This is a genomic window from Ammoniphilus sp. YIM 78166, from assembly GCF_004522215.1.
Taxonomy (GTDB): domain Bacteria; phylum Bacillota; class Bacilli; order Aneurinibacillales; family RAOX-1; genus YIM-78166.
Genome location: NZ_SDLR01000001.1, coordinates 99,482 through 124,516 on the forward strand (window position 1 = coordinate 99,482; position 25,035 = coordinate 124,516).

The 25,035-nt window shown below is 43.2% G+C and carries 19 protein-coding genes, 2 pseudogenes and 1 riboswitch; of the genes and pseudogenes, 16 read left to right on the forward strand and 5 right to left on the reverse strand.

Annotation, left to right across the window (positions count from 1 at the left end; all coding sequences use genetic code 11):
• Positions 1-18 precede the first annotated feature (18 nt).
• Positions 19-876 carry a YqhG family protein gene (locus EIZ58_RS00530; protein WP_134698576.1) on the reverse strand — a complete coding sequence of 286 codons (858 nt, stop codon included), beginning with the start codon at positions 874-876 and terminating at the stop codon, positions 19-21.
• Positions 873-2,564 carry a DEAD/DEAH box helicase gene (locus EIZ58_RS00535; protein ID WP_134698577.1) on the reverse strand — a complete coding sequence of 564 codons (1,692 nt, stop codon included), beginning with the start codon at positions 2,562-2,564 and terminating at the stop codon, positions 873-875. Before EIZ58_RS00535 ends, EIZ58_RS00530 begins: the two co-directional genes overlap by 4 nt.
• Before the next feature lie 139 nt (positions 2,565-2,703).
• Positions 2,704-2,792: riboswitch (glycine riboswitch) on the forward strand.
• Positions 2,793-2,981: 189 nt separating this feature from the next.
• Here EIZ58_RS00535 and gcvT point away from each other — a divergent pair.
• From gcvT to EIZ58_RS00565, 8 genes are all read left to right on the forward strand, one after another.
• A complete protein-coding gene (gene gcvT / locus EIZ58_RS00540) occupies positions 2,982-4,082 on the forward strand; it encodes a glycine cleavage system aminomethyltransferase GcvT (protein ID WP_134698578.1) in 1,101 nt (366 codons plus the stop codon).
• Positions 4,083-4,088: 6 nt separating this feature from the next.
• Entirely contained in the window at positions 4,089-4,457 is a 369-nt protein-coding gene (locus tag EIZ58_RS00545; protein WP_134698579.1) for a glycine cleavage system protein H, read from the forward strand.
• The gene (gcvPA, locus tag EIZ58_RS00550) at positions 4,454-5,806 is read left to right on the forward strand and encodes an aminomethyl-transferring glycine dehydrogenase subunit GcvPA (RefSeq protein ID WP_134698580.1); all 1,353 of its coding nucleotides are present in this window, start codon (positions 4,454-4,456) and stop codon (positions 5,804-5,806) included. The genes EIZ58_RS00545 and gcvPA overlap by 4 nt, the downstream gene beginning before the upstream one ends.
• Positions 5,778-7,262, forward strand: a complete 1,485-nt coding sequence (gene gcvPB / locus EIZ58_RS00555) for an aminomethyl-transferring glycine dehydrogenase subunit GcvPB (protein ID WP_205672085.1) — start codon at positions 5,778-5,780, stop codon at positions 7,260-7,262. The genes gcvPA and gcvPB overlap by 29 nt, the downstream gene beginning before the upstream one ends.
• Before the next feature lie 55 nt (positions 7,263-7,317).
• A complete protein-coding gene (locus tag EIZ58_RS34690; RefSeq protein WP_255438098.1) occupies positions 7,318-7,446 on the forward strand; it encodes a hypothetical protein in 129 nt (42 codons plus the stop codon).
• Positions 7,447-7,780: 334 nt separating this feature from the next.
• Positions 7,781-7,909 carry a hypothetical protein gene (locus EIZ58_RS34695; protein WP_255438099.1) on the forward strand — a complete coding sequence of 43 codons (129 nt, stop codon included), beginning with the start codon at positions 7,781-7,783 and terminating at the stop codon, positions 7,907-7,909.
• Between the two features lie 1,115 nt (positions 7,910-9,024).
• Positions 9,025-9,861, forward strand: a complete 837-nt coding sequence (locus EIZ58_RS00560; RefSeq protein ID WP_134698582.1) for a lipoate--protein ligase family protein — start codon at positions 9,025-9,027, stop codon at positions 9,859-9,861.
• 140 nt (positions 9,862-10,001) lie between these two features.
• Positions 10,002-12,680, forward strand: coding sequence for an S-layer homology domain-containing protein (locus EIZ58_RS00565; RefSeq protein ID WP_134698583.1), 2,679 nt, complete (start codon positions 10,002-10,004; stop codon positions 12,678-12,680).
• A 47-nt stretch (positions 12,681-12,727) separates the two neighbouring features.
• On the opposite strand, the gene dat is transcribed toward EIZ58_RS00565, so the two are convergent.
• Positions 12,728-13,552, reverse strand: a complete 825-nt coding sequence (gene dat, locus EIZ58_RS00570) for a D-amino-acid transaminase (protein ID WP_134698584.1) — start codon at positions 13,550-13,552, stop codon at positions 12,728-12,730.
• Between the two features lie 215 nt (positions 13,553-13,767).
• Here dat and EIZ58_RS00575 point away from each other — a divergent pair.
• The 5 genes and pseudogenes from EIZ58_RS00575 to EIZ58_RS00595 form a co-directional block, all read left to right on the forward strand.
• A pseudogene (locus tag EIZ58_RS00575) lies at positions 13,768-14,430 on the forward strand (adenosylcobalamin-dependent ribonucleoside-diphosphate reductase); the annotation flags it as partial.
• 211 nt (positions 14,431-14,641) lie between these two features.
• Positions 14,642-15,520, forward strand: coding sequence for an LAGLIDADG family homing endonuclease (locus tag EIZ58_RS00580; RefSeq protein ID WP_134698586.1), 879 nt, complete (start codon positions 14,642-14,644; stop codon positions 15,518-15,520).
• Positions 15,521-15,618: 98 nt separating this feature from the next.
• Positions 15,619-16,014 (forward strand): glycyl radical enzyme family protein, encoded by a 396-nt coding sequence (locus EIZ58_RS00585; protein WP_370297586.1) that lies wholly within the window; start codon positions 15,619-15,621, stop codon positions 16,012-16,014.
• A 360-nt stretch (positions 16,015-16,374) separates the two neighbouring features.
• A pseudogene (locus EIZ58_RS00590) lies at positions 16,375-17,838 on the forward strand (TSCPD domain-containing protein); the annotation flags it as partial.
• An 833-nt stretch (positions 17,839-18,671) separates the two neighbouring features.
• Positions 18,672-18,866, forward strand: coding sequence for a hypothetical protein (locus EIZ58_RS00595; RefSeq protein ID WP_134698587.1), 195 nt, complete (start codon positions 18,672-18,674; stop codon positions 18,864-18,866).
• A gap of 784 nt (positions 18,867-19,650) precedes the next feature.
• On the opposite strand, the gene EIZ58_RS00600 is transcribed toward EIZ58_RS00595, so the two are convergent.
• Positions 19,651-20,052: a VOC family protein gene (locus tag EIZ58_RS00600; protein ID WP_134698588.1), complete on the reverse strand. Its 402-nt coding sequence runs from the start codon at positions 20,050-20,052 to the stop codon at positions 19,651-19,653.
• A gap of 259 nt (positions 20,053-20,311) precedes the next feature.
• On the reverse strand, positions 20,312-21,265 hold the full coding sequence (locus EIZ58_RS00605; protein ID WP_134698589.1) for an EamA family transporter: 954 nt from the start codon (positions 21,263-21,265) through the stop codon (positions 20,312-20,314).
• Positions 21,266-21,375: 110 nt separating this feature from the next.
• Here EIZ58_RS00605 and EIZ58_RS00610 point away from each other — a divergent pair, with 110 nt between their 5' ends.
• The 3 genes from EIZ58_RS00610 (at position 21,376) to EIZ58_RS00620 (ending at position 24,949) form a co-directional block, all read left to right on the forward strand.
• On the forward strand, positions 21,376-22,266 hold the full coding sequence (locus EIZ58_RS00610; protein ID WP_134698590.1) for an AraC family transcriptional regulator: 891 nt from the start codon (positions 21,376-21,378) through the stop codon (positions 22,264-22,266).
• A gap of 18 nt (positions 22,267-22,284) precedes the next feature.
• Complete coding sequence (locus EIZ58_RS00615; RefSeq protein ID WP_167577413.1) at positions 22,285-23,595, forward strand: TolB family protein; 1,311 nt, start codon at positions 22,285-22,287, stop codon at positions 23,593-23,595.
• Positions 23,596-23,854: 259 nt separating this feature from the next.
• Positions 23,855-24,949, forward strand: coding sequence for an MBL fold metallo-hydrolase (locus EIZ58_RS00620; protein ID WP_134699585.1), 1,095 nt, complete (start codon positions 23,855-23,857; stop codon positions 24,947-24,949).
• Positions 24,950-25,035: the final 86 nt, after the last annotated feature.

Consider the following 25,035-nt stretch of genomic DNA (forward strand, 5'->3'; position numbering starts at 1 on the left):
CGTGTGTTTCCGACAAGTTTACCTATCAAGGGGCGTGCGTAGGTAAAACAATCCAGCATTTATCGTGGAAACCTCGATTCGTGGCTGAAACTGCCATTCTAATTCTTTAAGCCGCATCGTCTTTTCTTCGGCAAGCTTTTGTTTTTGCTCTTCGGCAGCTTCAGGGTCTTCGCTAGAAGGGGTGGATCTCCTTTCTTCATTATAGAAAGATTCCACAAGCAGCTTTTCTTCTTCTAAGCGTTCATTAGCTTGGCTTGCCCAGGTTGTATCTTCTTGGTCTAAGCAGGATTGGATAAAATTTTCTAGGCGATCAGCCGCAGATTCCAGTCCAAAGATCGGTTGCATGGTAAAAGAATAGTCAGGAAGCTTCGGTGTAAGTTCCAATTGGGTGACAGACTGGTAGAAGGATTGAACAATTGCCCCGGAAATGAGATTGACTCCTAAGGAAAAGATGAGATCTCTTTTTTGATCGCAAATGAACTCGACTTTATAGTTAATGCCTAACCAAGGAACTAAAGGAACAGAAGAGAGGGAACCCAAAGAAGTTCCTTGGGGAGAAAGCTCATAAAGACGTACGAATCTTCCGTGTTTTTGGGCGGACTGAAAGATTTGATGGAGTCTTCTGGAACCGAAGACCAAATCTTCTCCTCGAATGTCTGGGGCTTCCTCTCGATTAAAGACAAAGGTCAAGTGAAGTGGGGTGGGCTCCATTCCGATTTTTTCGACATAGGTCCAATAAAAAGGACGGTTTCCCAAGTCCTTGTCTACTTCAATTGGGAGTTGGACGGTGAAGTGTGCCGAACTCTCCTCGATAAAAGGGCTTTGGAAGGCCTTAAAATATCCTTCTACATAGGTGCGGATTTCTTGTTGATTCATGGGCTCATCATTCCTTCAGGTACATGAGTTTCTTCCCTATTCATCCTCATGACTTCACCAATATTATTGATCTTAATTTGCATCTCCCGCAGAGAGTCGGATTCTAGGAAGATATTGACCAGATTATTTTCAATAGACTGATTGAGTTTTAGTCTTTCTACGATCGTATCCAGCTCGCCGATCACCATCTCAAAGAGGTGAATTTTTTCGTAGAGCAGGTTCAGGATATGTTCCTCAATCGTATTTTGAGTAGACAAATTATAAATATAGACATCCCTTGTTTGGCCAAGACGATGGACACGTCCGATTCGTTGCTCTACACGCATGGGATTCCATGGTAGGTCAAAATTAATAATGCGATTACAGAACTGCAGGTTAATTCCTTCTCCTCCTGCTTCCGTTGCAATCAGTACTTGGGCGCGGTTTTGGAATAGCTCGGTCATCCAATCTTTCTTATTTCGTTTAAACCCTCCTCGAAAGAGGACTGAGCTGATCCCATGCTCAGCTAGGAAGTGGTGAAGGTATTCCTGCGTTTTTCGATACTCTGTGAATATAATTACCTTATCGTTGCTTTGTTGAATCAATTCTAGTGTTTTTTCCGCTTTGGAATTCTTTTTTATATTGCGGATGAGCTCAGCTAGCTCCAAGATCTGTCCTCGGGCAGGGGCATCCTCCGGTAATTTGTTGTGCATATTGACTAGCGTGTCAAAGGCGGCAAATCTACTGCTGCACACCTCCCGCTGCAGTGTGATCAAGGCCAGCGGATTTTTAAAGCCTGCGTTTTGATATTGTTCTTTAACAAACCGAGTAACGCCCTCATATAATTGCCATTCCTCGTTTGATAGGGTGACAGGTACGGCTTCGACGATCCGTTTGGTAAAGAAAAGGCCACCATCGCTTCGTTTATTGCGGATCATGATGTCTTTAAGCTCTTCTTGCAGGTCTTCGTGATTGCGGGCTTGTCGCTTTCCTTCCACATAGTTTTTCTGAAAGTCTGAGGTTTGTCCCAGATAACCAGGCTTTAATAAAGTAATTAGATTATAGAGTTCATCCATATCGTTTTGGATGGGAGTAGCGGTTAGAAGCAAGCAATATTTTTTCTTGATCTCTTTAATGAATTGATAGTTTTTTGTATTTTTATTTTTAAGTTTGTGGGCTTCATCGATCACGAGCATGTCGTAATCCTGAGAGAGGACGTGCTCGCGATGGGGGTCTCGTTTGGCGGTATCAATAGAAGCAATAACGACCTCATACTGCTTCCACATATACTCTTTTTTCTGAGCAACGGCGGGAATACCAAACTTTTGATTTAACTCCCGTGCCCATTGCACAACAAGAGAGGCTGGGACGAGGATAAGGACTCGTTTTGCTAGGCCCCTTACCATATATTCCTTTATGATCAATCCTGCTTCAATTGTTTTTCCAAGTCCGACTTCATCCGCCAAAATGGCTCTTCCATGCATTTCGGTAATGACTTTCCTGGCTGTATCCAGCTGATGGGGGAACGGGTCCAGCTGAGGAAGGTGCTTTAGGCATTGGAGTTCATCAAAGTTAGCAACAGAGGTCACCTCTTCAGCTTGATAGGCCAATTGAAATAGCTCCCACTTATGCCAAGGGCCATCTTCCTTCAGTTTTTGTTTAAGCTCGGGAACCCACTCACGGTTGAAGTTGACGGGAATATTATACATAGTAGATACTTCCTTTCCTGTTTCAGAAAGTTGTAGCCTGATTGTTCCCTTTTTGGCAAAACTATGTTAGGATGTAAAGGGTTATCATATAGCATTTATCAAAACAGTAAGTTTCATACCCAAAAATTTATATATGCGAATGAAGATAGCGGGAGAGACTGCGTAAGCGGCGCCGAAGGAGCAAGCCCAAGGGGTGAATCTCTCAGGCAAAAGTACCTCTATCTGACGCAACTCTGGAGAGCGCCAAGAAGGCCACCAAAGGGGAAAATCTCTCAGGTACCAAGGACAGAGCAGTAGGCAAGAGCAATAGCCTACGTCTGTCCTTTTTTGCGTTTTTCGAATGTACTCTTTAAAGAAGGACACTCTACAAATAGCAGATTATGGATGAAATAAATAAACAATCTGGAGGTGTACCACATGTCCGAATTAAAGCGAACCCCTTTATTTCCGGTTTATGCTCAATACGGCGGTAAGACCATTGATTTTGGAGGATGGGAGCTTCCCGTACAGTTCTCTAGCATCAAGGAAGAGCATGAGGCGGTACGAGAAAGAGCGGGCTTATTTGATGTTTCGCATATGGGTGAGGTGGAGGTTACCGGGCCTGATGCGCTGGCTTTTGTGCAAAAGATGACGACGAATGACGCGTCCAAACTTGCAATCCATCAAGCGCACTACTCCATTCTCTGTTATCCAGATGGAGGAACGGTAGATGACTTGTTGGTTTATAAACAAGCAGACGACCATTACTTGCTTGTCATCAATGCTTCAAATATTGAAAAAGACGTCGCGTGGCTAAACGATCATGTTTCGGGCGAGGTTACCGTGAAAAATATTTCTCCAGAGGTCGCGCAGTTGGCTCTGCAAGGGCCTCTAGCCGAAAAGGTGCTGTCTAAGTTGACGGATACCGATCTATCTGCGATTGGGTTCTTCCGATTTTCACCAGATGTGGAGTTGAAAGGGATCAAAGCATTGGTTTCACGTACCGGGTATACGGGTGAAGACGGGTTTGAAATCTATTGCCCAGCAGAACAGGCGGTTACGCTTTGGAATGCGATTCTTCAAGCTGGTCAGGAAGAGGGAGTCCTTCCTTGTGGATTAGGGGCAAGGGATACCTTGCGCTTTGAAGCGAAGCTGCCGCTTTATGGCCAAGAGCTGAGTCAAGACATTTCCCCGTTAGAAGCAGGACTCGGCTTTGCTGTGAAATTGGATAAAGAAGCCGATTTTATAGGAAAATCCGCTCTTCAAGCGCAAAAGGAACAAGGGATTCCACGTAAGCTCGTCGGCATCGAGATGATCGATCGAGGAATACCTCGCAGCCATTATCCAGTTTTCCTAGGGGAAGAGCAAATTGGAGAGGTGACCACGGGAACGCAATCCCCGACCTTGAAAAAGAATGTAGGCCTGGCGTTGATTCAAGCCCAACATGCTTCGGTAGACCAAGAAGTCGATGTAGAGATTCGCGGGAAACGAGTAAGGGCGCGCATTATCAAAACTCCTTTCTATAAAAGGAACAAATAAAGGGCCATGTCAGGACCTGCCGATTTCTTTTACACCCGGGAGCACGTCTGGATTGAGCTCTTGGATCCGTTAAAGGTACGGATAGGAGTTACGCCCTACGCTGTGGAAAAATTGGGGGAGATTATCAGTATCGAGCTTCCAGTGCCCGGAACCCCGACGAAAAGCGGCCGACCGATCGGAACGCTAGAATCAGCCAAAACCATATCAGACCTGTATTGTCCGGTGTCTGGTGTGGTGCTTGAGGTGAACGATCCGCCGTTTCATAGATTGTCCAAGGAGTGGTTGGTGCTTGTGGAGTTAGATCAGCCATGCCACCCCAGTGATTGGATGAGTTCATTTGAATATGCAAGTTATACAAAGGAGGAGTCAAGATGAAGCATCGCTACCTTCCCATGACGAGAGAAGATAAAAAAGAAATGCTCTCTTTTCTAGGGATTCAAGACGTCAATGAATTATTTGCAGATATTCCAGAAAATGTACGGTATAAAGAAGAGATTAAGATACCTGAGGCCTTGTCTGAAGTCGAGATTGTGAGATATTTCTCTCAATTGGCAGGCCAAAATGTGAATAGCAACGAGTATGCTTATTTTCTAGGGGCGGGGATCTATGATCACTACATTCCTAGTACCGTCAACCATATGTTATTGCGTGGTGAGTTTTTCACTGCGTATACTCCTTACCAGCCGGAAATTAGTCAAGGGGAATTACAAGCGATTTTTGAGTTCCAAACCATGGTCAGTGAGTTAACAGGAATGGATGTAGCCAACTCCTCCATGTACGATGGTCCAACAGCATTAGCAGAAGGAGCAAACATGGCGGTTGGCGGAGCGAAAGGTAAAAAGGTTTTGGTGTCCAAGACCGTTCATCCTGAAGCTCGCGCCATTCTAAAAGTGAATGGAAAAGGCCAAGGCTATGAAGTGGTGGAGATCGATCATAAAGATGGGGTCACAGACCTCCAGGCCTTGGAGCAAGCTTACGACGAAACCACAGCAGCCGTTATTGTGCAATATCCCAATTTCTTTGGTGTGATCGAGGATTTGGAAGCCATCGAAAAAATTGCCCACCAGCATAAAGGGCTTATGATCGTTTCTTCTAATCCACTTGCGCTCGGCGTCTTGCAGCCACCCGGTGCCTTTGGCGCAGACATTGTTGTAGGCGATATGCAGCCGTTTGGGATTCCGATGCAGCTAGGCGGCCCTTCTTGTGGTTACTTCGCTGTAAAAGAAAAGCTGATGCGTAAGATCCCCGGACGAATCGTGGGCCAGACGACCGATACGAATGGGAAGCGCGGGTTTGTTTTAACGCTTCAAGCACGCGAGCAGCACATTCGTCGTGAAAAAGCGACGTCGAATATTTGTTCCAACCAAGCGTTAAATGCGCTAGCTGCTTCGATTGCGATGAGTGCGCTTGGAAAGCGTGGAGTCCAGGAAATGGCCATGTTGAATCTGCAGAAGGCCCAATATGCTAAAACTCAAATCGCTAAGCTTTCGTGTGTAGAGATTGCTTTTGAAGGGCCGATATTCAATGAGTTTGTGGTGAAGGTTCCAGGGAATGTAGGAGAGTTGAATCGTAAGTTATTGCAGCAAAAAATTGTGGGTGGGTACGACCTTGGGCGTGATTATCCCGAGCTAAATGGATTTATGCTGTTAGCTGTTACAGAGATGCGGACCAAAGAAGAGATCGATTCTCTTGTTAATGGATTGGAGGGGATCACACGTGGTTAAAGATGAGAATAAAGCCTTGATTTTTGAAATGAGCAAAAGCGGCCGACATGCTTACTCGCTGCCTGATGTCGATGTTCCGGAGGTTGACATCACCACCGTTCTTCCGCACCAGTTTATCCGTCAGGCACCCGCGGAACTGCCGGAGGTATCGGAGCTTCAGCTCGTTCGTCATTATACTGAGCTGTCTAATCGTAACCATGGGATCGATAATGGATTTTACCCTCTCGGATCCTGCACGATGAAATATAACCCGAAAATTAACGAAGATGTAGCTCGTTATGCTGGATTTGCTAAAATTCACCCTTATCAAGCAGAGGAAACGATCCAGGGTGCCCTTAAGGTCATGTATGACTTGCAAACCGAGTTAGCTGAGATTACGGGGATGGATGAAGTGACGCTTCAACCTGCAGCAGGGGCCCAAGGGGAGTGGACAGCGCTGATGATGATCCGCGCTTACCATGAGAGCCGCGGGGAAACCCGGACCAAGGTCATCGTACCCGATACAGCACACGGAACGAACCCAGCTAGTGCGTCTGTGGCTGGATTAGATACCGTAACGATTGGTTCAGATGAGAATGGACTGGTAAACGTGGAGGAATTGCGTAAAGCAGTTGGACCTGACACGGCAGCTTTGATGCTGACGAATCCCAATACCCTTGGTTTATTCGAAGAAAACATTGTTCAAATCGCCGAGATCGTCCACGAAGCAGGTGGCTTGCTATACTATGATGGAGCCAATGCGAATGCCATCTTAGGTATCGCTCGACCTGGAGATATGGGATTTGACGTCGTGCATCTGAACTTGCATAAAACCTTCACAGGACCTCACGGTGGAGGAGGACCAGGATCGGGTCCGATTGGCTGCAAAAAGGAACTATCTCCTTTCTTGCCTCGACCGCAAGTTGTGAAGGATGGAGAGCAGTACCGTTTAAACTATGACATCCCGGAATCCATCGGTCGTGTAAAAGGTTTCTATGGAAACTTTGGCATAAACTTGCGTGCCCATGTTTACATCCGTTCCAATGGACCTGATGGATTGTTGCGTGTTTCTCAAGAAGCCGTCTTGAATGCGAATTATATGATGAGAAGACTTGCTCCTTACTTTGATCTTCCATACGACCGCATCTGCAAGCATGAGTTTGTCTTATCTGGACGTCGTCAGAAAAAACTTGGCGTACGTACCCTCGATATTGCCAAGAGACTTCTCGATTTCGGTTACCATCCGCCAACGATTTATTTCCCGTTAATTGTGGAAGAGTGCATGATGTTTGAACCGACCGAGACGGAGTCCAAAGAAACGATCGATGAGTTTGTTGAAGTAATGATCCAAATTGCTAAAGAAGCCGAGGAAAACCCATCCATCGTACAGGAAGCACCACACCATACGGTGGTTGCACGCCTAGATGAAGTAACCGCTGCAAGAAAGCCGGTACTGCGCTTCAAGAAAGCGGATTAACTCTTTTCTTTGGGAAACCCTAGAATTGAACTTAACTATCAAGGAGGGGTTTGTCATGGCGGAAAAGCGAGATCAAGGAAAAGAAGATATCCGTGATAAAACGTCCTGGGCCGAGGCCAACGACGCTCGCGGACGAACGGAGATCAAGGATCCCAATAAGGGACCAAAGCATAAAAGGAAATAAAGCATGAAATAACCGGAGGAGTTCTCCGGTTATTTTTTTGGGTGTGACATGCTCGGCTGGGGGATCGCTCAGGTGGGTACCGCAAGCTCGCGGTTCGTGACCTGAATCTGGCGGATCGCTCGGATGAGGTACCGCAAGCCCGCGATTCGTGACCTGAACTAGGCGGATCGCTCGGATGAGGTACCGCAAGCCCGCGATTCGTGCCCTGAACTAGGCGGATCGCTCGGATGAGGTACCGCAAGCTCGCGATTCGTGCCCTGAATCTAGCGGATCGCTCGGATGAGGTACCGCAAGCCCGCGATTCGTGACCTGAACTAGGCGGATCGCTCGGATGATGTACCGCAAGCCCGCGATTCGTGCCCTGAATCTGGCGGATCGCTCGGATGAGGTACCGCAAGCCCGCGATTCGTGCCCTGAATTGGCGGATCGCTCGGATGAGGTATCGCAAGCCTGCGGTTCGTGACCTGTATCGGGTGGATCACTCGGGTGAGGTAGCAGCCTGGCTCAGGTTTTTTCAAGGTATGGGCAATTTTAATCTAGTTTTTTATGAGTGCTACTTGAACTTTTGTTTAGAGCACTCAATATGAAGCTGATTTTTAAGTAATTTTGATTTTTTTATTAGCTCGTGCCCTGGATCGGGTGGATCACTCGGGTGAGGTAGCGCAAGCCCGCGGATCGTGCCCTGAACCGTGCGGATTGCTCGGATGAGGTAGCGCAAGCCCTCGTTGCGTGCCCTGAACCGTAACGGATTACTCGGATGAGGTACCGCAAGCTCGCGATTCGTGCCCTGAAGCTGGTGGATCGCTCGGATGAGGTATCGCCTGGCTCAGGTTTTTTCAAGGTATGGGCAATTTTAATCTAGTTTTTTATGAGTGCTACTTGAACTTTTGTTTAGAGCAATCAATATGAAGCTGATTTTTAAGTAATTTTGATTTTTTTATTAGCTCGTGCCCTGGATCGGGTGGATCACTCGGGTGAGGTAGCGCAAGCCCGCGGATCGTGCCCTGAACCGTGCGGATTGCTCGGATGAGGTAGCGCAAGCCCTCGTTGCGTGCCCTGAACCGTAACGGATTACTCGGATGAGGTACCGCAAGCTCGCGATTCGTGCCCTGAAGCTGGTGGATCGCTCGGATGAGGTATCGCCTGGCTCAGGTTTTTTCAAGGTATGGGCAATTTTAATCTAGTTTTTTATGAGTGCTACTTGAACTTTTGTTTAGAGCAATCAATATGAAGCTGATTTTCAAGTAATTTTGATTTTTTTATTAGCTCGTGCCCTGGATCGAACCCAATGACCGTGTTCAATTCCGGATGCTCACGAAATTCCTGATATGCTCACGGAAAAGTGGTGGTTGCTCATGAATAGGTACCGTTTGCTCACGTGCGAGGTACAATTCCAAATAATCCACGCCATTTGATCACAAAACCCATCAACTTGCTCTCAAGCCGCTAATGATTGCAATTAACTGGTGCATCTGGGTTTTTCACCTAACTGTCTCAAGCTTCCCGTCTTCAACTCTTACATACACTCCCAATCCATGTTAAAGTAGAGGCTATAGTCCGAACAAAAAGAGGTGTCATATGACGAAAAAAGCTAGATGGCGCTTTATTGATTCCGGGGCTCAAACCCCAGCCATGAACATGGCTATTGATGAAGCGATTCTAACCATACACAGTCAAGGAAAGACTCCTCCGACTGTAAGATTTTATACGTGGGACCCGTCTACTTTATCGATTGGTTACTTTCAAAAGGAAAAGGAAATTAACCACGAAGCGGTTGCTAGGTTTGGTCTTGGTTTTGTTCGTCGAGCTACGGGGGGAAGAGCCGTACTGCACGACCAAGAGCTCACTTATAGTGTGGTAGTCTCGGAGAACTATCCAGGCATGCCTTCTCAAGTGAATGAAGCGTATCGGGTTATTAGCAATGGATTGCTTAGCGGCTTTCAACGCCTAGGCTTCCACGCCGAGATGGTTTCTCTTGCATCAGAAGAGGAAAAAGCGAAATACGCCTCCATGGGTTCCTCTGCGTGTTTTGATTCTCCCTCGTGGTATGAGCTAGTGGTAGAAGGGAAGAAGATTGCAGGTAGTGCTCAAACCAGGCAGAAGGGAACGATCCTCCAACATGGGTCGATCTTATTGGACTGGGACGTGGACAAGCTGTTCGAAGTCTTAAACTTCTCTTCGGAGCGGGTGATGGAGAGGATGAAGCAGTCCTTTCTGGAAAAAGCTGTTGCCATTAATCATCTGAGCGATCGGGTAGTAAGCTTAGAGGAAGCTCGGACTGCCTTTTTCCAAGGATTTCAAGAAGGACTGGATGTGGATCTTATCCCTGGTGAGCTGACGGAAGATGAACGCTTGTTAGCCGAGCAGCTTGCCCAAGAGAAGTATGGAAATTCTGAGTGGAATTTCAAGCGGTAGATTTCGGCATTTTTCTTGATTTTTATAGAGGAAATGAAGGAACAATGTCGAAAGGTAAAAAGAGGGAAAAAAGAAATCCCTCTTTTTTCTTTGGTCGTCTATAAAGGTAAAATTTGTAAAAAGGGAGAGAGGAATACAACATGAATCGAACGATCAAAAAAAGCATTTCAAGTGTCCTAGTCTTTTTCCTTGTCTTTGGTCTATTACTAACAACTCCGTTGACGGCCGATGCACAAGGGAAAAAATTCAGTGACGTTGACGCAAGGCATGGTTGGGCATTACAACATATTACAAAGATGTCCTTAAAAGGACTTGTTGAGGGAACACCGGATGGAAGATTCTTGCCTGATCAAGCGGTAAGACAAGAGCAAGCCATCGCCATGGTCGTACGTGCCATGGGGCTTAAAAACGAAGCAGAAACCTACACAGGCACAGATTACTCTACGCTTTACCAAGGCGTATCGGATTGGGCAAAGGGTTATATCTCCGTTGCTCATAAAGAAGGACTTCTAAAATTAGAAGAAGGAAGCCGATTCCGTGGGGAAACCGCTGCTTCTCGTCAGTGGATCGCTCAGCTTCTCGTTCGGATGATTGAAAAAGAAGCGGAAGCAAGACTGTATGAGAATGTTACGAGTACGTTTGCCGATAGAAACACAATTGACGATTGGGCTAGCAATTACGTCAAGCTTGCCGCATCAAGTGAATTTGAGTTGATTAAGGGATTCCAGAATGCAGATGGAAGCTTTAGCTTTAGACCTAAGCAAAGTGTAACAAGAGCCCAACTAGCGGTGCTGATCAGTCTTGCAGAGAAGCATCTTCCGGAAACCGTTGGCAATGAGGTTCAAGGTCAGATCCTGTCCTTTACTGGCGATGAGATGATTCTAGAAACCCAAACAGGGCAACTTACACTTTCTCTAAATGCAAATACTGCTGTATTTAAGGAAAATCAAAAAGTAGGCTTCACTTCTTTAGCGCGTTATCAACCTGTAAATGTTTTATTAGGCGGAGCGAATGCTAAGGATGCTCTACTCATTGAAATTCTTGATGAAGCAACTGCTCAAGAAACGATTACCGGTACCCTTTCTAAAGTCCTAACTGAATTTAAGACCATCGCTGTTACAACAACAGGAGGGTTAAAGACCTATCAGCTTGTAGATCAGATTAGCTTTGGCTCAAAGGATGGAACGGTTCGTTCTATTAATGATTTAGCGGTGAATGATACAATTGAATTGACGGTCGTCGGAGGAAGAGTCATCAAGATCTATCGCGTGGTAGGACAGCATGAACTCAGCAGCAAAGGCAATGTATATGAAGTCGACGTTACCAACCGACTCATTACGATTCAACAAGGAACTACATCGGTGAAGGTTTACAAAATCGCTGATAATGCCTTAATCACCTACCCTGATCAGCGTAATACCGGTCTAGTAGGGTTGCTAAAAGGGATGGAAGTCGAGCTTAAGCTAGACCAATCCGTGATTACGGAAATAAAAGTCGTTACCATCATTGAGGAAGCTTCGATTCTTTCCGTTTCACAAGACCAAAACTATTTGACAGTGAAACCGAAAAATAGTGAAAGACCTAATGTCTATAAGCTATCTGCTAATTCAACGATTAAGATTCAAGGTCAAACCGTTTCAGGAGCATCTGAGGTTAAAGCCGGCGACCAAGTTGTCCTGCACATTGGAGCAGACGGTACGATTTCTAGCGTAGATATCACGAGTCGCACTCAGGTTCAAACACCAGTAGTGGGAGATCTTATTGAAGGAAAAGTATTCTCCATCGATAAGACGACAAAAACCTTGCTGCTTGAATTTGAGAAGGATGGTAAAAAGACCTACCAGCCTTACGTTTTTGCAGACACCTATGAACTTTATATTAATGGAAGCTTCCGCTCCAACCTCGATGATATCAAAAAGGATATGAGAGCGAAGCTGCAGTTGTACAATGACAAGATCGTATACCTTGAAGTGGATAATCGATTAGAGGGTACGGTTGTACGTGTCGATACCGAGCGACGAATTCTTACTCTAGCGCTGGCTAACGGGGAGCAAAAGCCGTATTACGTAGCAAGTAATTATGATGTCAATATTAGGCATATAAGCAGTCCAGATTTATCGGATTTAGAGCGCAATGACTTTGTCCGAGTGAAGCTAGACAACACGGAAAAAATTACAGACATTGATGTCAAGAGAGAAATTGCCTACGTCGTGACAGATACCTATGAGAGTAGCAAGCGTCTCTATGTCCAAAACGAAAACAAAAGAGAATTTAGCCTTTACTTGAATGCTGGTGTAACCTTAACCATTCCAGCGAAGGATAAACCGAAATTTACCGAAATCCTAAAGGGAGATACGGTAAAAGCGACTTTTGTAGGGGAAGATTTGAAGGCCGTTGAGGTTCTTCCAAGCTATAAGGGTATGGTGACCAACATCAATGTAGAAAAGAAGGAATATACCGTCCTCAAAAATGATGGTACAAGCGTAACCCTAACCTTCACTACTGGTGATGTAATCAAGTATAAGACCAATGAATACACACAGTTAAGCAGCTTGGCGGTTAATGATCGGATTCAGGTGAATGAATGGGCAGGCGGCAAGAAGAGACTCATCAAGATGGAAAAAATTACAGCCGAGTATTATTATAAGGACAATAACTACATTTATATCATTGAAGGGGTTCGAAGCTATAAATATGCCCCCGAGCTCTTTGTTCGTTCTGGCAACCGAGGAGTTACACTTGATTCTTTGAAGAGAAACGACAAGATCGAATTGTACCGACTCGATGATATCGTCTATGAAGTAAATAAAACGAACTAAACTTAAAAGGGCTGCCCCACGGCAGCCCTTTTATACTTTCATTAATTTTAAAGTAGTCCTTCAAATTCTTCTTGCAATAGTTTAGTAACGCTACCAGGGGCTCCAGAACGCACAGGTTTACCATCTAGTGTCACGATAGGCATAATCTCAGAAGTCGTACTGGTGAGAAAGAGCTCCTCAGCTTCAGCAAGTTCACTTAGGGTAAAGGAGGATTCAACCACATCAATGCCCAACTTCTTAGCTATTTCGAGTACAACAATACGGGTAATGCCACCTAAGATCAGGTTACCAAGCGGATGAGTATGAAGCTTACCATCTTTCACCATGAAGAGGTTCGAGGCACTTCCCTCGGTAACTACACCATCTCGGTGTTGAATCGCTTCATAAGCCCCTGCTTCTGCTGCTTTTTGTTTAGCAAGCACACTGCCGAGTAGATTTAAACTCTTGATGTCGCAACGAAGCCAGCGAATATCGTCAGTGATGATGGCAGCCACTCCATTTTTCATGGCTTCAACAGGTCTTGGCTTACGAGTGACATAACCTGTTAATACCGGTTGAGGATTCTCAGGGAAGGGATGGTTTCTTGGTGCATAGCCACGCGTGACCTGATAGTAAATTTGTCCATCGGATAGCTCGTGATGAGCGATTAATTTATGTAGATTTTCGCTTAAGTTCTCTAGACTCACGGGAAGAGTAATGCCTATTTGGTTTGCGCTGTATTCAAACCGATCTAAATGCTCCTGTAACCTAAAGATTTTTCCACCATAAACACTGACGACTTCGTAGACGCCGTCACCAAATTGATATCCTCGGTCTTCGATATCAACTCGAGCTTCTTCTCGGTCAATCAACCTATTGTTATACAAGATCATGGAGCTTAAACATCCTTCCTAATAGAAGTTAGAATAATGCGAACTCATTTTTGCAGACTTTCCACAAAACACACAATATGTAGTAGAAGCACAAAAACACCTTGTCAACATATTGAATGTATTGGTGGGGTGTGGTATCTTTATCATACCTGCAACATCACTACTTTATCAGACATCATAGAGTTAGGTCAATTTAATATATTGGAGGACTAAGGATGGAATTAAAGAAAAATACATATCGTTTAGAGGGGCTAAGTGAGAAGATTTTCTTAGACCGCTATGCGATGAAAGATCTTGATCCTGATCACGTAACCGAAGGGGATACCGTCATTTGCTTGACGAAGGATGATCCGAAGTTTCCTCAAAAAGAAGTCGGTGTGGTCACCAAGCGCAACGGAAACGATGTTACCGTCAAGTTGCGCAGTGGAGAAGAGATCGTTACCATTCCTGAGCGCATGATAAGAACTCTCGAAGAGACTCCAGATAAAATGTGGGACAGGCTGGCTAGAACCATGTCTCGCTGTGAGCAATCTCCTGAAAAACAACAAGAGTGGGAAGATAAATTTAGATATGTACTAGATGATTGGAAGCTCGTACCTGGCGGACGTATTGCGGCTGGTGCTGGTACGAATGATGAATTAACTTTATTTAACTGTTACGTTATCCCATCTCCCCATGACAGCCGCGGAGGCATCATGACAACCCTCACGGAGATGACGGAAATCATGTCACGTGGAGGCGGTGTTGGAATCAACCTATCCTCCTTACGACCAAGAAGAGCTTTAGTTAAAGGCGTCAACGGATCCTCCAGCGGTTCTGTAAGCTGGGGCGGATTGTTTAGTTATACGACTGGATTGATTGAGCAAGGTGGAAGTCGTTAAAACCATGGCGACTTAATCCCGTGAATTGCTGGGACACCCTTAGAGTCATAGACACTACAACGCAGCTGGCAACAGCAAGCGTGAAGGTTTGAAAAGGCTATGAATTGGGCAATCAGCAGCGAAGCATCTTTGGAAACGAAGATGAACGTTCAGAGACTATTGAAAGTCCCTAAAGTTTCCAGTATCCTTAAATTGGGAGGGGAACAACATGGGAACAAAGGGGCGAGTAAACCATATTAGACGGAGACGCTATTATGGGGCACGGGACAGGGATTTATTAAAACAGAGGGTAAAAGAATTCTATAATGAAGGTTTCAGTCAACATGAAATAGCTAGGATTATGGATATCCCAAGGGGAACGCTCTCTAGATGGATGACGGAAGATGGATTCATTGGACGAGACCCTGGACAGATGGGAAAAGAAAAATCGAAGATATATCAGTATGATGAAAATATCTTTGAAAATATCAATGATCCTAATTTAGCGTATATAGTTGGTTTTATAATGGGTGATGGTTGTGTCCACGATAGAGTGAAATCAAAAAGATTAGTTATTGCCATTGCAATCACTGATCGGCAAATACTGGAAGATATAGCGGATTACCTCGGTATGGTAGAACTCCTTAAGATTAGAAAAGCAAAGTACGAAAATGAACAGGATAAAATCAGCTTAACAATCAACAGTACAAAGCTATGTCATGATCTAATGAAGTATGGAGTTTTACCTCAAAAAACAGGTAGAGAATGTTTTCCAATATTTCAAGGAGAAAATCTTAGGTGGGCTTTTTTAAGAGGATTTTTCGATGCTGATGGTTATATACGACGGTATTATCGATCCAACCTTGAAAAACCCAAATTCACTCTAACTGGAAATGAAAAAATGATGCTACAAATCAAACACTTCTTAATAGCCCATGGCCTTTCTATTCCAAAAAAACCAATTTACCAGAAGGTCGGCTGTGTATCGTTTGAGTTAGCAAGCATTAAAACCATCAGGTTATTAGCAACCCATTTATATGCTCCAAATACTGGAACCCTCAGCTTAAAACGAAAACAAGAGATCTTTTTATCCTTCTTAAATTCCTGATGATATAGTCCGCTCTCATATGAAAATATGAGAGCTAGGCAGAAATGTCCTAGCCCACTCTTAAATAGAGTGAGTAACAATTTTTGCGTGGAGCCCTTATGTTAATGCTTTGGGACTGGCACCCAGATGTTCTTGAATTCATCACCATCAAGCAAACCGCAGGTCTAGTAACCAATGCGAATCTATCAGTATGTGTTAGTAATGCCTTCATGAAGGCTGTAAAAGAAGACTTGGATTGGGATTTCGTCTTCCCAGACACGAACGATCCAGAATACGATCAACTTTGGGACGGTAACCTAGACAAGTGGAAAGAGCTTGGAAAGGCCGTTAAAGTATATAAAACAGTTAAAGCAAGAGAGGTCTGGCACACCATTATCGAATCCGCTTGGAAGTCAGCCGAGCCTGGTGTGGTGTTCATGGAGTATTATAACCAGATGTCGAATTCTTGGTACTTTAATCCTGTAATTGCGACGAATCCATTGAAGGTTGCTTAAACCATAGTGGATGTAAAACCTCTTGAATTGCTGGAAGTTCCTTAGAGTCATATGGACCACAACGTGACTGGAAACGGTGAGCGTGATGGTACGAAAATCATATGAATTGGATAATCAGCAGCGAAGTGCCTAAGGGAAGTAATTCCTATGGCGAACGTTCAACGACCATCGAAACCGTAAAAAGGTTCAATTCTTTTTATAAGGGAGTAGAGTAGGTTACCAAGTGCTTAATGGGTAGCCGAAGTGGGAGGGACGGTAAACGAATGCCGTTATGATATGGTCTGTTCTGTATTGAAAAATACAGCTGTGAATAACACAGGAGGGTTAGTTTAGTGCACTAACGCTTTAACGTATAAAGGTGGAGAACAAGGCCTCCCAGCATGGGGTGTCTGCAATCTTTCTGCATTAAATCTATCAAAATTCTATGATGAAGAGAACCACGATGTAGCTTGGGACGAGCTCGCGAAGAGTGTGAATTATGCTGTTCGTTTCCTAGATAACGTTATTGATACAACCCCTTATCATTTTGATGAAAATGAAGCCAATCAGAAATTGGAACGTCGTGTAGGCTTAGGCAGCATGGGTCTTGCCGAATTGCTAATTAAGATGAATATCCGTTACGGAAGTCCGGAGTCTCTTGAGTTCCTAGACAAGCTTTATGGATTTATGGCCCGTGAATCCTACTTAGCTTCTGCTGAGATTGCAGCGGAAAAAGGATCTTTTGGCGCCTTTGATTCAGAAAAGTATTTACAGAGTGGATTCATGAAGAACCTAGTTGCTACTTACCCAGAGGTAGGTGCAACAATCCAGGAAAAAGGAATGCGTAATGTAACAGTGATCACCCAGGCTCCTACTGGCAGCACAGGAACCATGGTCGGAACAAGCACCGGTATCGAGCCTTACTTTGCATTCGAATACTTCCGTCAAAGCCGTCTTGGCATGGACAAGCAGTATGTTCCAATTGCCCAGAACTGGATAAATGATAATCCAGGCGAAGACTTGCCGTTCTACTTTGTTACAGCTCAAGATTTATCTGCTGAAGATCACGTGCGTGTACAAGCAGTTATTCAGCGTTGGGTAGACAGTTCCATTTCGAAGACGGCTAACGCACCACATGACTTTACAGTAGAAGATACGAAAAATCTTTATGAGCTAGCCTTCGACCTTGGTTGTAAAGGAGTTACTATCTACCGTGATGGAAGCCGTGACGTACAGGTTCTTTCTACAGAAAAGAAAGACAAACCGGAAGAGAAGAAGCAGCAAGTAGTTGAAGTGAAAGTGAAGAACGTGGAAAAGGAAAAAGAATATCAGCGCAGACCTCAGATTCTTCAAGGCGCAACGTATAAGATGAATACACCGCTAGGTAAAGCGTATATCACGATTAATGATTCGAACCACGCACCGTTCGAGGTTATCGTTAACGTTGGTAAAGCGGGATCAGATGTATTCGCGATGTCCGAGGCGCTTGGACGCGTTGCTACTCTATTCTTACGTTTTGGAGAGCTTCCTGATGGAAACAAGGCTCGTCTTCTCATCAAGCATTTGAAGGGTATTGGTGGCACAGGAGCTGTAGGATTTGGACCTAACCGTGTAGAATCCGTAGCGGATGCGGTAGCAAAAGCGATGGAACTTCATTTGGATGGACCGGATACGAATGGACTTGTAGCAGCAACCGAAACCCCAGCTATTGAAGATAAGGACGTCCATGATGATCAGTTTGATTTTGGAGTGAAAGACATTTGTCCTTCTTGTGGAGCGGCTTCCCTTGTTAATAGTGAGGGCTGCAAGAGCTGCACGAATTGTGGATATAGTCGCTGTGGGTAGACGCTATTTTTGGTAGTGAAAATGTAGTTAAGTTGAATGTGGCTGTAAATCGTCTGATTGAAACAACCACACCAACGTTAAAATAAGGCATCTAGAGGTATTCATGACTCTAGATGCTTTTTCTTTGAGATTAATATTTTCACATAATTTGAGAAAAATTTCTTGCCTATGGGCGATGGGGCAATAGTTCAGCTGGGAGAGCGCTACACTGGCAGTGTAAAGGCGTAGTATCAGTATGGGCACTGTGAATGTGGAGCAGAACTGATTTTGCGCGGCATGGATGGCTAATACGAGTCGATAGGAGGGGGACGGGTATTTGGCACATCATATCCCCCTGCTTTTTACAGTGGTAAAGGAATGGGAATAACCGTAATTAATAAAAATTGGTTATTCAATAATCTTACACGACACTTAGACCACCGACGACTGTATAACCTGAAAATATGAGTGCCCCCGCAAATCTCTTTGATTTAACATCGTATGAAGCAGACGTCCGATATCTTCCAAAATCAAAAGAGTTTGTCGTGGAGTTCCTCGATACAAACAGAAAAACAGTAAAGACGTTTACGAGGAAAGCAGATATCAAGACGTAAGGTGATGTCAATAATGAATTCTTCTCCTTTTCATTACTTTTAACCCCTATATATTCAACAGACATCGAATAAAGCAAATCATGAGGAGCGTCGAGAGACGCTTCATCTTAGTGCTTTAACTCATATAGTTAATTTTGGGAGTCTAGAGTTGAACAAAACATCCCGTTATTATTCGATATCTCTTTCTTTCAGATTTCATGGTAAAATCATTTTACTTAACTTGACCGGGAGGGTATATTCATGAGTGATAAATTGGACTTGATTCTAGACCAGTTGAAGGAACTGACCCAAATGGTTAGTGCTGTTCGTCATCGACAGGAAGAAATGGATGCTAAATTGGAAGCTTTGACGCTGGACTCAGCCAAGATACACGGTGAAGTAGTAGCGATTAAGGAAAATATGACTACCAAAAATGATCTTCGCTATACGATTTGAAGACAGGTGAATTGGAACGGGAACTATTCAAAATCAAGCATGATTAATAATAAATGCACCTAACGCAAGACGGGATGGGTGCATTTAATTTATTTATGAGACATTACGCTTTGGCTATTTGCGCCTACTTCGGCAGCCGTTTTTCATTACTCAACAAAACGGGCCGGATAGCTCTATCATACTTTAATGGACATACGATCCGCTATTTGAGTTGAAAAGGGGAGTTTCTCGATAAAAGCGGACATTGGTTCCGTTGATTCTTCATTTTAAAGGATTTTCTCTTGAATTTTGATGAAATAAGGGAACCTATGTCCGTGAACTCCTCTAAAATGAGGTTTTTAAGAAAATAGCGGATTCTATGTCCTCGTGGTTTAATGATCTGCATATTATTCAACAAACGGAATCGATAGCGTAGGAGTGGCTTTTTATAGCTACTCCTATTTTTTATTACTTAACTAATTGATTTTATTTGACAACTGAAAAACGGTTTTATGCCCAAAGAAAAGTTCTTCAAGATTCCTTGTTTGACGGGATTCGATAGCGGGGGAACGGGATTGGAATTCATCCCCTACTTTTTTGTTGCGCTAAAGGGAGGTTAGTTCCAATGTGCTAGTATATTTTATGTAAGACCAATAAATTAACATGGTCTAACCTAGGTGATTTGTATTAGTTTAACCCACGAATTTTTCCTTCTAAGCAAAGACTTTGATTTGAATGAAAGATATGAGATTTTACGGGGTGTAAAAAAACGCCGGTGACCTTAAGCAGGTGACTGTCGTTTACATTAGCGTTTCGGCATTTTGCTCTCATCCATGTACAGCAGGTTCCAGCGGTGACCGTCCAAGTCGGCAAACCCTGCGCCGTACATCCAGCCGTCAATTTCACTCGGCTTGCTAAAGATGCTTCCTCCAGCAAGCACTACTTTTTGAATAAAGGCATCTACTTCTTCTCTGCTTTCAGCGCCAATGGAAAATATTACTTCTGCGCTATGGGAAGTATCTGCGGTTTTTGAACCTGTAAATTTCTCAAACGCCGCATCCGGGAACAGCAGAATCGTTGTTTGACCTATAGCAAGCTTGGCTCTCTCGTTACCAACGTTCACCGCATGGAATCCAATCTCATTGAAAAAGGTAGTTGACCTCTCAACATCTTTGACCGGTAGGTTAATCCAAATCTCCTGTGACATGGCTGTCGCCTCCTGGAATATATTTTCAACTACTCCTACTATACTCTACTTCTGGCCGCAGAAGCGAATCTTATAAAAGAAACCGCAACATAAATGATACAAGGACCATTTCTCATTAGCAAAGAAGTCGGCTGGGGAGGTTTACCAACTGATGATGAGTTATTATTAAGTTAAACGGGGATTCGATAGCTAGATGGGCATCCGTCCCTTGCTTCAAAAATGCGGTAACTGGCAGAAGTAGTAAGTCCCTCAGAGCAAATTAGCTAACTCTGAGAGGCTTTTTATTTTTAAGGGGCTCGTTATTCGGTGAAGAAGACTTTTTATTTAATGCTAATAATAACATCATCCCAATGATACAAGATGTACCCATCCATTGAAAAAATCCAAAAGGTTCTTTTAACCAAATGACCGTTGTTAAAACAGCCGCTAGTGGTTCTAGGCTACCAAGGAGGCTTGATTCTTTAGGGGAAAGACTTTGTAAACTTTCTATATAAAACCAAAATGCAATCATTGTTCCGAATATAATAACGAATATTAAGTATAAATAGATTTCTAGCGTCATGCTTGTAAAGTTTATTTGCCAAGGTGGATGGATAAAACTTAATGCAAAACCACCGATGATCATAGCCCAGCCAACAATGACAAGAGAATCGTATTGCTTCAATAGAGGAACAGCATATAAGGTATAAAATGCTAACGTTAACCCAGATAAAACACCCCAAACGATGGCAAGTGTCGGCACGGATAGTTCAGAAATTGAGCCGTTTGTTAATAAGAAAAAGCAACCCACTAAAGCAAGTAAAACAGTCAACAAATCTCTTCGTGTTAAAATGGTTTGTTTTCGTAGGACTAAATAGATGATAATCATTGTAGGCGCCAAATATTGTAATAGGGTTGCAACCGCAGCATTACCATGTTTAATAGATGCCATATAAGTGTATTGAACCGCAAGCATACCAAGTAACCCGAAGATCATCAGTTGAACGGCTGTCCTTCTAGTTTTCCAGACATCAAATACCTGTGAACGGTCTTTCAGAAAAAATTGAACGGTTAAAAGTAAAAAACCAGCTATCAGCAAGCGTGTCGTTACAAGCCAATTTACATCCATTGCGTATTGTTGAAAGAGCTTTTGTGCAACGGTACCACCAATACCCCAAAATATCGCTCCCGTTATGACGAGAAATAACCCTGTTCGTCTAGTTTGTCTATCCATGGTTCATTTTCTCCCTTCAAATATAATAATAGTGTAATATTAAGTGGAAAATTGTTTTATTAATACTCATATCGAACTAAAAAATATAAAGATATTGAGGTGGTGGGAACTTGCAAATAAAAAATTTCATGGTTGACCAAAGCTTGAAAGAGCTAACCGAACACCGTACCGTTGTGTTGCCGATTGCATGTTACGAAACAACCATTAACCAAAATATACATGGATATATCCCGCTTCATTGGCATGACGAAATTCAATTTGTGTTGATTCTAAACGGGGAAGCCATCTTTCAGGTAAATGAAGAAAAACTTGTGGTTCGAGAGGGTAACGGGCTATTTATCAATAGTGGTTGCCTGCATATGGCGGAAGAGAAGAATCAATCTGATTGTGTCTATATTTGTTTAAATGTTTCTCCTCATTTCGTTTTATCCCAAGAACTTTATTCAACCTATGTAAGTCCCTATATTCAAGCGACTAATTTACCTTACATATACATCAATGCAAATGAGCCTTGGGGGAAAAACATTTTAGATTCCATTATAAATATTAATCAATGGATTCAACAGAAATCACCTTACTATGAATTTGACATCACCATTCAGCTAACATGCATTTGGAAAAACTTAATCATTAATGGCTTTCCATTAGAATACGACCAGACGGAAATGTTGAAGAGTCAACGTATGAAGCAAATGTTAAATTGGATACATCTACATTATGCTGAGAAAATTAGGTTAGACGATATTGCAAGAGCGGGTCAATTAAGCCGTTCTGAATGCTGTCGGTATTTCAAACGAATGCTGAAAACAACACCTTTAAATTACGTTATGGATTATCGAATTCAAAAAAGCGTACTCCTCCTGCAACAAGCAGAATCTAATGTTACTGATGTTGCCTATCAAGTAGGATTTAATAGTACAAGCTATTTTATTGATAAATTCCGAAGGGCGATGAATATGACACCATTAGCCTATAAAAAGTATAAAATGGATGACAGGTAAACTTTAATAACTGTGGATGTGGATATCAAGACTCTTTCTTATAGGGTCTTTTCTTATGGAAATAATAACATTGATTTGGGAGGTGGTGAGTTGAAAATATTTCAATCTATCTTAATTTTTATATTATGTTTTCAGAATTCACTGGTGGCACATGCAGAGAGTTCAATGAAAGCTGCTTTTATTCGCGAGGGAAACCTTTGGGTAAAAATAGATGACAAGGAATTACAGATTACCGATAATGGAAATGCCGGATCTCCTGAATGGTCCCATGATGCTAGGTGGATTGCTTATTCTAAACAAGGTGAAAAACCCGAAAATCTAGAGATCTGGGCTTACAATATTGAAGCCCAAAAAAACTATCTTGTGTTTCATCACGGATACAATTTTCAATGGGCACCTGACAGAAATCTTCTGGCATATCAGCCCCAAATAGGAATTAATCTTACTGACTTAAGGGGAGATAAACCCGCACGAACTTACGATGTTGCACATGGAGTTGATCATTTCTCCTGGACACCTGACGGAAGAGGCTTTTTGGCATCGTCTAGTGCCTGTCCACGTCCTGATGGATGGTCAAATCCTGTATTGTTTAACATCAAGTTAGAGGACGACTTTGAACCGGACAACGTATTTGCGAATGCGAAGGAATTTTTCACGATTCCTGGTACACTGAAAAAGAATAATATCGAGATTCTATCTATTGGCACATCATCGTTTAAATGGTCACCAGATAAAAAGTGGATTTCCTTTATTGTTAATCCGACAGCTTCATGGTCCATGGACAGTAATATGTTATGTATTTTATCTTCGGATGGTCAGAAGTTTGAACCTTTGGATGAGATGGCTTCGGGGTTCCCTTTTGATTGGGCACCAACCAGTAACTTATTGGGATATATACAAGGTGGCGGCAGAATGGTTTTTGGATTCAATAACAAAAATTTAAAGGTAAAAGAACTCCCTGCTTTACAGCAGCTTGTTTTAACACCGAAAAATTTTGTGGATCTAAGTTTTACTTGGCAGAGCGATGAGAACGTAGTTGTTTCCCGGTCGCCTGAATTGGAGTGGTCAAACGTACCATCCAAGAGGGCATTGCCAATATTGTACAGAATTAATATTCTAAATAAAGAACAATTGCAGTTAAGTTTCCCACCTAATGGTTATGGTGATTTTAACCCTGAAATCCTGCAAACGAATAAAAAGTTATCATGGACAAGATCGAATTGGGAAAAAAATAATATTTGGATATCCGAATTAGACGGAACATCGCCCGAAAAATGGATCGAAAACGTAGATTATCTAGGGGCAGTAACTTGGTATGACCCTCAATAGTAAATTCTATAATATGTCGAGTAGATTCTTAACCTCCTGCTTGCAACGCAGGCGATCTCCCAAGTGAGCTAAGCCGGCAATATGGCTAGGGAATTTAGGACGGACTCGCCTGTCTTGAAAGGGGAAACCACCAGCCTACGGATAACAGACTGTTGCTCGGCCATTGAACTACTGAGGAATGTCTCTTTGACAAAAATGATTACAGCGGCGAGTTCATATTTATGAGCTTAATCTTAGAAAGGATCCCATGAAAAAAGTTATGATATATCTATTCGTCTTATTGATTGTATTAGTTGTAGCCATTTTATGGTTTGTGAACCTACATCCCGTGTTCGGGGGAAACCCAAGTAATGAGCAGAAAGAGCTATATAGCAGGTTTAATAATAATAGTAAGGGGAAATTTGTAAATTTGGTACCGACCGAGATGAACTTAAGTGTATCTGACTACTATTCTATGATGAAGGAAAATTTGTTAGGTGGTAAAGATCGCAATCCTGCTGGTCAAATTCCAGTTACCGCGATAGATTGGAACGAAATAAGTAGTGGGGAAGATAGCTTAACATGGTTTGGTCATTCTGCGTTTTTACTGAGTGTCGATAATAAAAAGCTGCTCGTAGACCCGATGCTTGGTCCTATTGCTTCACCCGTTTCTTTTATAGGAAGCAAGCGTTACAGTGAGGACCTATTGCATATAATTGATGAAATGCCACCTATTGATGCCGTGTTTATCACACATGATCACTACGACCACTTGGATTATCTATCCATTCAAAAGCTAAAGAGCAAAGTCGGTCAATTTTTCGTTCCTCACGGTGTAAGTGCTCACTTGATTCGATGGGGAGTTGAGCAAGAAAAAATTATAGAGCTCAATTGGTGGGATGAAACCAAGTTCCAAGGGTTAACCATTGCCTTGACTCCATCCAAACATTTCTCTGGAAGAGGGATGTTTAATCGAGATACGACCCTGTGGGGGGGATGGGTTATCCTTGGACAACAGACGCGTTTCTATATCAGCGGGGATGGCGGTTATGATGGACACTTTAAGGAAATTGGGAGTATATACGGCCCCTTTGATATTACCCTAATGGAAGGCGGCCAATATGATGATCGTTGGTCTTGGGTTCATATGACACCTGAAGAAGCGGTGCAGGCTCATCTTGATGTAAACGGGAAGAATATGATGTTAGTTCATTGGGGAGCTTTTACCCTAGCATTTCATGGTTGGACAGACCCGATACAACGAGCATTAATAGAGGCACAGAACAGAGCTGTGAATTTGATTGTTCCTCAGATTGGTGAGACGGTTCCGTTAAATCGTGATTTTGCTCCTGTTTCCCCCTGGTGGGATATATAAAATCGGCACCAACAACTCAATCATAACATAGGGTGGTGACAGCATTAACATGTATCGTCTAATCTTAGTTTTAATCCTTATGTTGA